At 66.8% G+C, this 13295-nt stretch carries 11 protein-coding genes; 3 read left to right on the top strand and 8 right to left on the bottom strand.

From position 1 onward, the window contains the following. The first annotated feature begins 405 nt into the window (after positions 1-405). Positions 406-867, top strand: a complete 462-nt coding sequence (locus OHB26_RS03035) for a helix-turn-helix domain-containing protein (protein ID WP_442942845.1) — start codon at positions 406-408, stop codon at positions 865-867. Positions 868-1060: 193 nt separating this feature from the next. Here OHB26_RS03035 and OHB26_RS03030 read toward each other — a convergent pair whose 3' ends face one another. The 3 genes from OHB26_RS03030 to pepN form a co-directional block, all read right to left on the bottom strand. Further along, the gene (locus OHB26_RS03030) at positions 1061-1651 is read right to left on the bottom strand and encodes a ClpP family protease (protein WP_330182708.1); all 591 of its coding nucleotides are present in this window, start codon (positions 1649-1651) and stop codon (positions 1061-1063) included. Continuing rightward, entirely contained in the window at positions 1648-2253 is a 606-nt protein-coding gene (locus OHB26_RS03025) for a ClpP family protease (RefSeq protein WP_330182707.1), read from the bottom strand. Before OHB26_RS03025 ends, OHB26_RS03030 begins: the two co-directional genes overlap by 4 nt. Before the next feature lie 305 nt (positions 2254-2558). Continuing rightward, positions 2559-5147, bottom strand: coding sequence for an aminopeptidase N (gene pepN, locus OHB26_RS03020; RefSeq protein WP_330182706.1), 2589 nt, complete (start codon positions 5145-5147; stop codon positions 2559-2561). Between the two features lie 128 nt (positions 5148-5275). Between pepN and OHB26_RS03015 the strand changes: the two genes are divergently transcribed. Further along, positions 5276-6142 carry a phosphoribosylaminoimidazolesuccinocarboxamide synthase gene (locus OHB26_RS03015; protein ID WP_330182705.1) on the top strand — a complete coding sequence of 289 codons (867 nt, stop codon included), beginning with the start codon at positions 5276-5278 and terminating at the stop codon, positions 6140-6142. A 2-nt stretch (positions 6143-6144) separates the two neighbouring features. Here OHB26_RS03015 and OHB26_RS03010 read toward each other — a convergent pair whose 3' ends face one another. Both OHB26_RS03010 and OHB26_RS03005 read right to left on the bottom strand, forming a co-directional pair. After that, entirely contained in the window at positions 6145-8424 is a 2280-nt protein-coding gene (locus OHB26_RS03010; protein ID WP_330182704.1) for a molybdopterin-dependent oxidoreductase, read from the bottom strand. A 28-nt stretch (positions 8425-8452) separates the two neighbouring features. Continuing rightward, the gene (locus OHB26_RS03005) at positions 8453-9127 is read right to left on the bottom strand and encodes an NAD(P)H oxidoreductase (protein WP_330182703.1); all 675 of its coding nucleotides are present in this window, start codon (positions 9125-9127) and stop codon (positions 8453-8455) included. Positions 9128-9244: 117 nt separating this feature from the next. Here OHB26_RS03005 and OHB26_RS03000 point away from each other — a divergent pair, with 117 nt between their 5' ends. Further along, complete coding sequence (locus tag OHB26_RS03000; RefSeq protein WP_330182702.1) at positions 9245-10168, top strand: AraC family transcriptional regulator; 924 nt, start codon at positions 9245-9247, stop codon at positions 10166-10168. A 101-nt stretch (positions 10169-10269) separates the two neighbouring features. Here the strand turns inward: OHB26_RS03000 and OHB26_RS02995 are convergent, their stop codons facing one another. From OHB26_RS02995 to OHB26_RS02985, 3 genes are all read right to left on the bottom strand, one after another. Continuing rightward, positions 10270-11532, bottom strand: a complete 1263-nt coding sequence (locus tag OHB26_RS02995) for an RNA polymerase sigma factor (RefSeq protein ID WP_330182701.1) — start codon at positions 11530-11532, stop codon at positions 10270-10272. 9 nt (positions 11533-11541) lie between these two features. Next, on the bottom strand, positions 11542-11943 hold the full coding sequence (locus tag OHB26_RS02990; RefSeq protein ID WP_330182700.1) for a YciI family protein: 402 nt from the start codon (positions 11941-11943) through the stop codon (positions 11542-11544). 103 nt (positions 11944-12046) lie between these two features. Continuing rightward, positions 12047-13267 (bottom strand): NAD(P)/FAD-dependent oxidoreductase, encoded by a 1221-nt coding sequence (locus tag OHB26_RS02985; protein ID WP_330182699.1) that lies wholly within the window; start codon positions 13265-13267, stop codon positions 12047-12049. Positions 13268-13295: the final 28 nt, after the last annotated feature.

The raw sequence follows: 13295 nt of genomic DNA, 5'->3' as shown, positions 1-13295 counted from the left end.
GTGGGTAAGGCTGGTGCGCTGCCCTTGGCTGCTGGCATGCGCCCTACGTGGGTAAGGCTGGCACGCTGCCCTTGGCTGCTGGCACGTGCCCTACGTGGGCAAGGCTGGCACGCTGCGCCTGGCTGCTGGCACGTGCCCTACGTGGGCAAGGCTGGCACGCTGCGCCTGGCTGCTGGCACGCGCCCTACGTGGGCAAGGCTGGCACGCTGCGCCTGGCTGCTGGCACGCGCCCTACCTGGGCAAGGCTGGTGCGCTGCCCCTGGCCGCTGGCACGCCTCAGATGGTGTGGATGGTGTGTGCTGCCCCGGCATCTGGTGCGTTCTTCGGCCGGAAGGCCGGGGGAGTTCCTTCTGCTCAGAGCAGAACGGGACCCGTGGTGCGGGCGAGCGGACTTACGCTCGGACCATGTCCGAGCAGCCGCGCCTTCACTCCATCCCCGGCGGACTCGCCGAGCGGGCCGAGACTCCGAGCCCGCAGCCGGTCCACGCGCTGCCGGGCGACGGCCCTGTTCGGAGCGCTCGGCTCCCGGAATCTCGCGGTGAGCGCCCACGCGCCCTGCGTCCGGTACGCGAGCCACTGTGGCGCGAGGTGCTCGGTGCCCAACTGCGGGCCCTGCGCCAAGAACAGGGCGAGAAGCTCGTGGAAACCGCTGGGCGAGCTGGAATCTCGCCGCAGTACCTCTCCGAGGTCGAGCGCGGTCGCAAGGAACCCTCCAGTGAGATGATCGCCGCCTTGGCGGGCGCCCTCGGCACCGACCTCATCGGCCTCACCCAACTGGTCGCCACCGAACTCCGCCGCCAGCGCATGGAATCCATCACCCGCCCTACCGCACAGGCATTCAATGGCCCGGTCATGCTGGCCGCCTGACGCATTGCCCCGTCCTGGTGGCCGCCCCCGATGCATCTAGGCGTTCTGCCGACTGCCTGACGCATCGCGGCGTAGGTCGCGGAAGCCCTCCGTCATCCCGGCATGCTTTTGGCCGGGATCCATACCGGCTGTGCCCCGGCGGCTTTCGATGGATCCGGTCGAAGCGCGCCGGGACCTCGTATCAGCCCATGAATCAGTCTCTGGGACCGAGGATTTGGTCGACGAGGCCGTAGGTGCGGGCGGCTTCGGCGGTGAGGACGCGGTCGCGGTCGGTGTCCCGGCGGAGGGCTTCGAGGGGTTGGCCGGTGTGTTCGGAGAGGATGGCCTCCACCTCGGCGCGAAGACGGACCACCTCGTCGGCCTGGATGATCAGGTCGGGGATGGTGCCCCGGCCGCTGATGGCGGGCTGGTGCAGCACCACTCGGGCGTGCGGGAGCATGGTGCGGCGGCCTTTCGCACCGCCCGCGAGCAGGACCGCGCCCACGGCGATGGCTTGGCCCACGCAGGTTGTCGCGACCGGGGACGAGATGTGCTGCATGGTGTCGTAGACGGCGAGCATGGCGGAGAGGTCGCCGCCCTCGCAGTTGATGTAGAGGTTGATCTCCTGGCCCGGACTGTCGGCATCCAGGTGCAGAAGTTGGGCGATGAGGGCATTGGCGACGCCGGAATCGATTGGTGTGCCCAGATATACGATCCGCTCGGCCAGCAGATGTGAGTAGACGTCCATGATGCGCTCGCCGCGCGGATGCTGGGCGATCACATTGGGAATGGTGTAGCTGGTCATGCCGAGATCCCCATCTTCTGTCGTTGCGGGACGATCTGCCAGAAGGATTCGACGATGCCGTCGATGAATCCGTACTCCTTCGCCTGCGTCGCGGTGAACCAGCGATCGTGCAGGGAATCGTCGTAGACCTGGTCGAAGGGCTGCCCGGTGTCCTGGGCGATCAACCCGAGCACGGTCTGCACGGTGTACCGCAGATCATCGGCCTGCACCTCCACCTCGACTGCGCTGCCGCCGATTCCGGCCGACCCCTGGTGCATGAGAATTCGCGCGTGCGGCAGTGCGTACCGCTTACCCGGGGTGCCCGAGGAGAGCAGGAATTGTCCTGCGCTGCACGCCAATCCGAGCGCGAGCGTTGAAACGTCGCAGGGCACCAGTCGCATCACATCGCGAATCGCGAGCATGGCGGGCACCGACCCGCCGGGCGAGTGAATCCACAGCGAGATCCCGGTCTCGGAATCCTCGGCCGCCAACTGCAGCAACTGCGTCATGAGCAGCGCCCCGTTGTCATCGTCGAGTGCCCCGTCCAGCACCAGAATTCGCTTACCGAACAGCTGTTCCCGTGTGCGCCAGTTGAACATCGGCGTCTTCTCGTCCTGTGCCATGAATCCACCGTGCCCCAGACCCGGCCGAAATTTCCGCCCCCGCTGCCCACAGCAGATCCGCCCACAGCAGCACCCCCGATCCCACCCGCCCCGGGATCTCGCCGACCCGTCATCCCGGCCTGCTTTTGGCCGGGATCCACGCGGGCTGCTCATCGGCCGATTGTGTGGATCCCGGCTGAAAACGCGCCGGGATGACGGGGTTTCGTTTGCCGGGATGCCGGGTTGGCTCCGCATCGAATGGCGAGGGTCTCGGAAATACCGCAGCCCCTCTCGCGCGACGGCGAAAGGGGCTGTGGGAGTGCGGGTTACGAGCGGTCGAAGGCTCGGGCGCGCAGGGAGCGTTCGATGCCCGCCTTGCCCTCCACGACCAGGCGGCGCAGGGCCGGGGGATGGTCGTTGGAGAGGAACTTGTCGGCTACCGCCACCGCCTCTTCGGTGATGGCCCAGTGCGGGTAGAGGCCGACCACTACGGTTTGGGCGACTTCGCTGGAGCGGCGGTCCCAGACCGACGGGATTTCGGCGAAGTAGCGTTCGACGTAGGGGGTGAGCAGGTCGGCCTGGCCGACCGGGGCGAAGCCGGCGACGATCGCGCGGGCGGTGATATTGGGGACCGCATCGTCCTGCATGACCGTGGCCCACGCCTTGGCCTTGACCGGGATCTGCGGGCGGGCCGTGGCCGCGGCGGCGGCTTGACGCCGACCGGCGGCGGTATCGTCGCGCGCCAATTCGCTGTCGATGGCGGGGGTTTCGATACCGTCGTTGTCGAGATCGCCGGCGGCGGCGAGGGCCTGGATGAGCCGCCAGCGCAGGTCGGTGTCGACCTCGAGGCCGGGCAGGGCCGCCGCCGGATCGCCCTCGAGGACCTGGCGCAGCGCCTCGATATGGCGGACGGACAGGTGCGCTCCGGTGAGGGCGTTGACGAAGGCCAGCTGGTGGTCGGAGCCGGGTTCGGCGGCGCGTGCCAGCGAGAGCAGGCGGTCGGCGAATTCGCCCCAGCCGGTTTCGGCCGCCCAATTCGGATCGGCGTAGGCGGAGATGGCGGTGTGCGCCTGCATCAGCAGGCGTTGCACCACACCGATTTCGGTCTCCGCGCCGACACCGCGCTGTACCAGGGCGACGAAATCGCGGGCGCGCATCTCGGCCTGCCGGGTCATTTCCCAGGCCGCCGACCAGGCCAGTGTGCGGGGCAGCGGTTCGGCGATATCGGCGATGCGATCCACCACGGTCTGCAGCGAGCCGGAGTCCAGCCGCACCGAGCAGTAGGTGAGGTCGTCGTCATTGACCAGCACCAGCTTGCCCTGCGCGATACCGATCAGCTCAGGCACCTCGGTGCGCTCGGCCGGGTTGATATCGAGCTCGATGCGCTTGGTGCGCACCAGCTTTCCGTCCTGATCGTCGTAGATGCCGATGGCCAGGCGGTGCGTGCGCCGCTCACCCGCGCCCGGCTCCGCGCCGTCCTGGATGACGGTGAACGAGCTGTACTTGCCGTCGCCGTCGACGGTGAACTCCGGCCGCAGGATATTCAGGCCGGTGGTCTTGAGCCACTGCGCACCCCAGTCGGACAGGTCACGTCCGGACGCCTTCTCCAGCGCACCCACCAGATCATCGAAAGTGGCGTTGCCGTAGGCGTGTTCGGTGAAGTAGTCGCGCAATCCGGCCAGGAACGGCTCCTGCCCGACGTAGGCCACCAGCTGCTTCAGTACGGAAGCGCCCTTGGCATAGGTGATTCCGTCGAAGTTCACCTCGACCGCGTGCAGATCCGGGATATCGGCGGCAATGGGATGCGTGGACGGCAGCTGATCCTGCCGGTATGCCCAGGACTTCTCCACATTCGCGAAAGTGGTCCAGGCATTGGTGTATTCGGTCGCGCCGACCTGGCAGAGCACCGAGGCGAAGGTGGCGAAGGATTCGTTCAGCCACAGGTCGTCCCACCACTTCATGGTGACCAGATCGCCGAACCACATATGCGCCATCTCGTGCAGCACGGTCTCGCAGCGGCGCTCATAGGAGGCGCGAGTCACCTTGGAGCGGAACACATAATCTTCCAGGAAGGTGACCGCGCCCGCGTTCTCCATTGCGCCCGCGTTGAATTCGGGGACGAACAGCTGGTCGTACTTGCCGAAGGCATAGGGCACACCGAAATTGGTGTGATAGAAGCCGAAACCCTGCTTGGTTTCGGTGAAAAGCCTTTCGGCGTCCATGTATTCGGCGAGCGAGGCGCGGCAGTAGATGCCGAGCGGGATCTCCCCGTGTGAATCGGAGTAGCTGTCGGTCCACTTGGCGTACGGACCGGCGATGATCGCCACCAGATAGGTGCTCATCCGAGGCGTGGTGGCGAAGGTGTGTTCGACCACGGTGCCGATGGTGCGGCTGGTGACCACCGCGCCATTGGAGATGACCTCCCAGTCCTCCGGCGCGGTGACGATCATGTCGTAGGTCGCCTTGAGGTCCGGCTGGTCGAAGCACGCGAACATGCGCTTGGCATCGGCGGTTTCGAACTGCGAGTACAGGTAGACCTTGTTGTCGGTGGGGTCGACGAAGCGGTGCAGACCCTCGCCGGTGTGCGAGTACTCGGCATCGGCCTCGATGACCAGTTCATTGCTGGCGGCCAGATCGGTGAGGGTCAGCCCCTGCGATTCGTCATAACCGCTGACATCGATCGCGACACCGTTCAGGACGGCCGAGCGCAGGCCCGCGCCGACGAAGTCGATGAAGGTCCGCGCGCCCGGTGTCGCCGTGAATGTCACCGTGGAGCGCGAGAAGAAGAGGTCGCTGGTCGCCGCTTCGGCGCTGGTGGGCTGCCCGGTCAGGTCCAATTCGACGCGGTAGTTCTCCACCTGGACCGTTGCGGCGCGTTCGATCGCCTGCTCGCGGGTGAGATTCGGTGCGGACAAGGGTGCTCCTTCGCTCTCGGAACTCTGTGCCGTGTTGGGACGCGACTGTGCCAACAATGCCATGTCCGCTGGGTCGTTCGCTGCTGGTTATGGCGGGGTGCCGGGCCGAATCGGCACGTCGGTAGGGTGTGCGGTGGCAGCGATCCCAGTCCGAGGAGGAGAAGTTGAAGCACATTCACGCCGGTAAGGTGCGCGACCTGTACGAGGACGGCGATTCGCTGATCCTGGTCGCATCCGACCGGGTGTCGGTGTTCGACGTGGTGCTGCCCACTCCGATTCCGGAGAAGGGGGCCATGCTCACCCAGTTGTCGAACTGGTGGTTCGGGTTCTTCGACGGGATTCCCAATCACATTCTCTCCACCACCGATGTGCCCGCGGAGTTCGCCGGGCGCGGGGTGCGGGTCAAGCCGCTGAAGATGCTGAAGGTCGAGTGCGTCGCGCGTGGTTACCTGACCGGCGGTGGCCTGGCCGAGTACAAGCGCAGCGGTACCGTCTCCGGTATCGCGCTGCCCCCCGGACTGCGTGACGGCGACAAGCTGCCGGAGCCGCTCTTCACCCCGAGCACGAAGGCCGATGAGGGCCATGACGAGCCCATCTCATTCGCCGAGGTGATCAACCAGGAGGGCGCGGAGGTCGCGAACAAGCTGCGCGATCTGACCCTGGAGATCTACTCGCGCGGCGCCGAGCACGCCGCCTCGCGCGGTGTCATCATCGCCGACACCAAGGTCGAATTCGGTTGGGACGGTGACGTTCTCACCCTCGGCGATGAGGTCCTCACCTCCGACTCCTCGCGCTTCTGGCCCGCCGAGGACTACGAGCCCGGCCGCCCGCAGGCCTCCTTCGACAAGCAGTACGTGCGCGACTGGTCCGTCGATACCGGCTGGAACAAGGAGTACCCCGGCCCGGAGATCCCGGCCGAGGTCATCGATGTCACCCGCCGGAAGTACATGCAGGCCTACGAACTCATCACCGGTACGCCCTGGACCGGTATCTAGGTCTAGTCGAGAACCGTCGCGGGCGGACTGCCGACAGTGAGATCCGGGACCTCATCGCGATAGGCCCGGATCTCGACGAGGCTCAACTGGCCGGTGCAGCCCTGGCTCAAGCTCGACGAAGGACGGTCGGCGGTAAGCACATTCGGATTGCCGTGGCGGCAGAAGCTCGGATCGTCGGGGTCCGGGTCGTACCAGGCGCCGGTGGAGAGTTGCGCTACCCCGGGCCGGACCGCGTCGTCGACGATCAGCCCGGCCAGGCAGGCCCCGCGATCATTGTGGATCCGCACGATGTCACCGCTGTGCAGCCCGCGCGCGTCCGCGTCCGACGGATGCAGCCGAACCGGTTCGCGCCCGGCGATTTTCGTGGATTGACTGTGCGCGCCGACATCGAGCTGACTGTGTAGTTTCGAGCGCGGTTGATTGGCGACCAATTGCAGCGGGAATTGTTCCGCCGCGGGGCTGCCCAGCCATTCGGCGGGCTCCAGCCAGACCGGATGCCCCGGGCAGTCCGGATAGCCGAAGCCGTCGATGGTCTCGGAGAAGATCTCGATACGACCGGTCGGGGTGGTGAGCGGATGCCCCTGCGGATCGGCGCGGAAATCGGCGAACATCACCTGCTCGGACTCGCCGACGGTCGGCAGTTCGATCCCGTCGCCCGCCCAGAACGTATCGAAGTCCGGCAGCTCGGCGGTATCGCCCCGCCATTCGTCATAGAGGTGCCGCAGCCACTCCTGGGAGGTGCGTCCCTGCGTGAATTCCTTTCCTATTCCCAGCTTTTCGGCCAGCCCGGCGAAGATGGCGTAGTCATCGCGGGCCTGCTCGTGCGGGCGGGTCAGCGCGGGCATCGGGAAGAACATCGGATCGTTCTCGCCCGCGCCGAAATCATCGCGTTCGATGGTCATGGTCGCCGGGAGCACGATGTCGGCATGGCGTGCGGTGCCCGTCCAGAACGCGTCGTGCACCACGACGGTCTCGGGCCGCGCGAAGGCGGTGCGCAGCCGGGCCAGATCCTGATGGTGGTGGAACGGATTGCCGCCGCACCAGTAGACCAGCCGAATATCCGGATACCGGAGCCGCTGGCCGTTGTAGTCGTAGTCCGCGCCGGGCTCGAGCAGCATATCGGCGATCCGGGCGACCGGGATGAAGGTCTCGATCGGGTTGTGCCCCTGCGGAAAGCGCGGTACGGACCGCTTCCGGGTCGGCTCGCCGACCATCCCCGCCGAGCCGTAGCCGTGGCCGAAACCGCCACCGGGCAAACCGATCTGGCCGAGCATCGCCGCGAGGACGACGCCGAGCCAGACCGGCTGTTCACCATGGTGCGCCCGCTGTAGCGACCAGCTCACCGTGATCATGGTTCGTGCGGCGGCCATTTCACGCGCGAGCGCCCGAATGCGGTCGGCCGGGATTCCGGTGATCGTCTCGGCCCAGTTCGGATCCTTGACCGCACCGTCGGCCCGCCCGCGCAGGTACTCCGCGAACCGGTCGTAACCGACGGTGTAGCTGTTCAGAAAGTCTTTGTCCGCCAAGCCTTCCGCATCGAGCACCTGGGCGAGCGCCAGCATCAGCGCCGCATCGGTGCCGGGCCGCGGCGCCAGCCACTCCGCCGCCGCGCCCGCGGTGATGTCATCGCGCAGCGGACCGACCGAGACGAACCGGCAGCCGCGCGCATGCGCCGCCGCCACCCAGCCGCGCCCGTGATGCCGCGATACGCCGCCGGGGGTCACCGCGATGTTCTTCGGCGACAATCCGCCGAAGGCCACCACCAGTTCGGTGTGCTCGGCGATGACGTCCTTACTGGTGGAGTGACCGAGCATCCAGCCCAGATCGGCGAGGATATGCGGCAGCAGCACCGTCGAGGTGCCCATGCTGTAACTGTTCACGTGCCGGACGTAACCGCCCAGGCAATTGAGGAACCGATGCGCCTGACTCTGCGCGTGATGGAAGCGCCCCGCGCTGGCCCAGCCGTAGGAGCCGCCGTACACCGCCTCCGCGCCGTACTCGTCGTATACCCGGCGCAGTTCGCCCGAGAGCAGATCCAGCGCGGTTTCCCAGGACACCGGTACGAACGGATCATCACCCCGTCCGGGTGCGCCCGGACCATTGTCCAGCCAGCCCTTGCGGATATGCGGCTGCGCGATCCGGGTCCGATGATGCTGTGCGGAGGCGACATTGTCGATCAGCGGCATCGGTTCCGGATCGCCGTGCCAGGGCCGTACCGCGGTGAGGCTCGCACCGTCGCTTTCGGCTTCGAATGTTCCCCAATGCGTCAAGTGTGTTGCCACATATCCACCGTAGCGCGATCGGCGGGGTTCAGGACGGGACACCGACTGGGGTCAGGAAATCGGTGACATGCTGGGCCGTCGTGCGTTCGAAGGCGGCGAAGTGGGCATCGCGGGCCGTGCCGGTGACGGCATCGCCGATCTCCAGATTGCCTGCGGCATCGAGTCGTTGCGGGCGTTCCTCGGCGTCCGGGAGGACCACCGTCCGGGAGTCCGACAGGCCGCAATAGTAGGCGATCGAGGCGCTGAGCTGGGTGTCGAGCATGGTCTGGATGGCGGGGATGATGGCGTCGTCGGCGGTCGCACCCGCCAGGCCGAGCCAGAGCATGCGCTTGCCCGCGAGGCGCGGTTTGCTGCGGCCGTAGGCGAATCCGTAGTTCCAGACCCGGTCGATCCAGCCCTTGAGCAGGGCCGGGATATAGGCCCAGTAGATGGGGAAGACGGCGATGATGACCTCGGCGGCCAGGACGCGGCGCATATGGTCTTCGACCTCGGGGGAGTAGGGCTTGTCGCGGTCGTTCCAGTCCGGCTGATCCTCGGTGTTCATGCGCGGGTCGAAACCCTCGGCGTGCAGGTCCAGCAGGTCGACGGTGTATCCGGCGTCCTCGAGTTGGGCGATGGTGCGGCGGGCGATATGCGCGGTGAGCGAATCGGACCGGTGATGCGAGACCACCACGAGGGCGGTGCGGGTATCGTTGTGCGACAAGGGATTTCCTCCTGAATGGGCAGCGAGTGACTTGCGTGCCTCCAGTACACCGGTGATCGCGTAGACGATCCATGGGTAGAGCGCTCCAGTGGATAGGAATTCGTCTACAGTCGAGTCGTGGATCCTCTGAGTCAGCTGCTGGGCGGTATTCGCGCTGAAGGATCGGTCGTCACGCACGCGGTATTGGCCGCGCCCTGGGCGATTCGCTTCGCCGACCGCGCACCCATGACCATGGTCACCGTGCTGCGCGGTGGCGGCACCCTGGTACTCGCGGATGGCAGTCGGACCCCGTTGGTCACCAATGACACCGCCATTATTCGAGGGCCCGAACCCTTCCACTTCGCCGATCAACCCGGGTCCGTCGGTGTGCCGCATACCGAGTACGAGATCGCCTGCTTCACCGAACCCGACTGCGATGCAGCGGATTTGAGTGGAATCGCGTGGAACTCCGAATCCGAGCAGGCGACCGCGCTGGTGGTCGGCGCGTACCGGACCTCCGCTCGACGCCATGAACGCCTGGTAAGCGCACTACCACCGGTGCTGGTGGTCGGCGATGACACCGATATGTGCCCCTGGATGGAGGCGGCCGCCGCCGAAGCCGTCGGTCAGAGTGCGGGCTCGCAGGCCATGATGGATCGCCTGCTGGATTGGGGCCTGGTCTGCACCCTGCGCAGCTGGTTCGAACAGGCCGGAAGCGAGGCGCCCGCCTGGTATCGCGGCGTCAACGATCCCCTGGTCGCACCCGCGTTACAGGCGATCCACACCCGTCCCGGCGTGCCGTGGACGGTGGCGTCACTCGCTTCGCAGGCGGGCGTCTCCCGTGCGCTGTTCGCCAAGCGCTTCGCCGCGATCATGGGTACCCCACCCCTGGCCTACCTCACCGAATTCCGCATGGACGAGGCCGAAGAACTGCTCGCCACAACGGATCTCACCGTCGCCCAGATCGCGAAAGCACTCGGCTACGCCGATGCCTTCGGCTTCAGCGCGGCCTTCAAACGTCGCAAGGGCATGAGCCCCACGGGATTTCGCGCCGCAGCCTGAGACACCGCCCATTAGCCCGGCATGAGCGAAACCGCCCGGCATCCCGGGCAGGGGCGACGCCACCCGTCATCCCGGCATGTTTTTGGCCGGGATCCACCCCCTCACAATGAGTTACGCAGCAAAGCCGCGCGAAGCATCAGGTAATCCCGTTCCGGCGTGCTGGTGGTGCGCCGCGCGGCCGCCGAGTACGAGGCGATGGCGGACTTGAAATCGCCTGCCATCTCATAGAAGTGGCCGCGAACAGCCTCCAGTCGATGCGACCCCCGCAACGCGTCCTCGACGGTGGCGACCAGATCCAGTCCGGCCTGCGGGCCCTCCACCATCGCCAAGGCCACCGCGCGATTGAGCCTCACCACCGGATTGGGTGTCAACCGTTCGAGCCTGTTGTACAGCAACAGGATTCGATCCCACTCGGTGTCCTCGGCCCGCGATGCCTGCGAATGCAGTGCGGCGATCGCGGCCTGGATTTGATACGGCCCGGCCAGCCCGCCCGGCAGCGTTGCGGTGACCAGTCGAATCCCCTCGGTAATGGACCCGCGTTGCCACTTCCCGCGATCCTGTTCCGCCAGTGGAATAAGTTCGCCATGCGGTCCGCTGCGTGCGGCCCGCCTGGAATCGGTGAGTAGTAGCAGCGCCAGCAATCCGGTGACCTCGGAATCCTCGGGCAGCAGGCGATGCAGCGCCCGCGCGAGCCGAATCGCTTCCGCGGAAAGGTCATTGCGCCGCAACTGCGATCCGCCGGTGGTGTGGCCCTCGGTGAAAATCAGATACAGCACCTGCAAAACGGTGCCGACGCGCTCCCGCCACGCACCCGGACAGCCGGACTCATCTGCCGCGGCTTCGTCCGAGGCGAAGGGCCGGTCCACCGCCGCCAGCCGCTGCTTCGCGCGCGAAATGCGCTGTGCCATGGTCGATTCCGGTAGCAGGAAGGCCCGTGCGATCTCCTCGGTGGAGAGTCCGCCCACCGCCCGCAGCGTCAGGGCGATGGCGCTGGCCGGTGACAGCACCGGATGACAACACAGGAAGAACAGCGTGAGCGTGTCGTCCCGTTCGTCCATCGCATCGGAGAGTTCCGCCGTGGCGGGCACCTCGCGCTGCATGGTCGCGGTTTCGCGATTGCGCCGCGCCACCTCGGCCCGCACGGTGTCGACGAGTCGTCGCGCCGCGACCTGGATCAACCAGCCGCGCGGATTATCCGGCGTCCCTTCGCTCGGCCACTGTGTCGCGGCCGCGAGCAGCGCCTCCTGCAGCGCGTCCTCGGCGGTGGCGAAATCGCCGTACCGCCGCACCAGCACCCCGAGCACCTGCGGCGCGAGTTCGCGCAGCAGGTCCTCGATTTCATACGTGGCCGATCCGCTCCCCATTCGAATCGGTCACTGATCTACCGCGGGCGCGCCCATGACCGCACGCACCTCGATGTATTCGCCGATCGGTTTCCCACCCGGACCCGGCCCGGCCGAGGCCCGCGCGGCGATCTCCAGCGCCCGCTCCGGCGAATCCACATCCACGAGCCAGTACCCGGCCAGGAACTCCTTGGTCTCCGGGAACGGCCCGTCGGTGATCACGGCCGCGGACCGACCGTCCGAACAGACCAGTCGCGCCTCGTCCGGAAAGGCCAGCCCCTGCGCGTCCACCAGCTCACCGGATTTGGCGAGCTCCTCGCCGAGCGCGCGCTGAAAGTCGATATGCGCCTTGATCTCCTCGGGGGCCCACTCGTTGATCGGGGTAGCGCAGTAGGCGGCGGGGTTGTAGGTCTTGAGCAGCATGTACTTCACGATGGGCTCCTATCCTCGATGCGCCCGTGCGGCGCTTTCACGGACCGGTCGGAGCCCGGCCCGCGATTTCGACGCAGTTTCCCAACCGATCAGCTGACGCTGATCACAGTGGAGCGGAGGTATCGGCCAGTCGATCCGGATCGACCGGTTCGCCGCCCAGGATCAACTCCTTGATCCGATCGCCCACATCCCACACATTCACATTCATCCCGGCCAGCACCCGATTCCCGGAGTCCAGCCAGAACGCCACGAACTCGCGCTTGCCGAGGTCACCGCGGACCACCACGCGCGCGGCCTGTTTGGGCGCGACATAGCCGGTGTACTCCATGCCCAGGTCGTACTGATCGGTGAAGAAGTACGGCAGCCGGTCGTATACGGCGGGCTTGTCGAGCATGGTCGCGGCGGCCACGGCGGGCTGATTGAGCGCATTCGCCCAATGCTCCACCCGAATTCGCCGCTCCAGAATCGGATGTAGCTGATCGGCGATATCGCCGATGGCGACGATATCCGGATCGCTGGTGGACAGGCTCTCATCCACCAGCACGCCCTCGCCGGTGGCCAGTTCGGCATCGACGGCGAGTTCGATATTGGGTCGCGCACCCACCGCGACCAGGACCGCGTCGGCGGGAATGACGGTGTCGTCGGAGAGGCGCACCCCCGTGGCCCGGCCGTCGGCGGTGGTGATCTCGGCGACCTTGGTCTCGCACCGCAGATCGACGCCGTGCTCGCGATGCAGGTCGGCGAAGACCGTGCCCATCTCGGGACCGAGCGCGGTCTGCAGTGGCACCGGCAGCGCCTCCAGCACGGTCACCTCGAGTCCGGCATTGCGGGCGGCGGCGGTCACTTCGAGGCCGATCCACCCTGCTCCGATCACCACGAGTCGTGTTGCGGTGCGGAACATTTCGATCAGCGCGAGCGAATCCTCGGCATTGCGCAGGGTGTACACCCCGGCGGCGTCGGATCCCGGAATCGGCAGCCGTCGCGGCCGAGATCCCGTGGCCAAAGCCAATTTGTCGTAGGTGACGGTCGTACCATCCGGCAGCGCAACCGTTTTCGTCGCACGATCGATCCCGGTCACCGTGGTGCCGAGCAGCACCTCGATATGGTGGTCGCGATACCACTGCCCCGGCTCCACGATCGCGTCCTCGGGCGTCTTCTTGCCCAGCAGACACTCCTTGGACAGCGGTGGGCGCTCGTACGGTAGTCGCTCCTCCGCGCAGACGAGTGTCACCGTCCCGTCGAAATCATTGGCGCGCAAGGCCTGCGCGAGCTTGGCCGCAGCCAGCCCACCCCCCGCTATGACGAACCTGGATGCCGTGGTCATGTGTGACCTCCCTGCGCCGCCCATCCGC

The sequence above is a fragment of the Nocardia sp. NBC_01503 genome (assembly GCF_036327755.1).
GTDB lineage: Bacteria > Actinomycetota > Actinomycetes > Mycobacteriales > Mycobacteriaceae > Nocardia.
The sequence above is the reverse complement of the archived record's forward strand: the minus strand, read 5'-3'. Positions and strand labels throughout refer to the sequence as shown.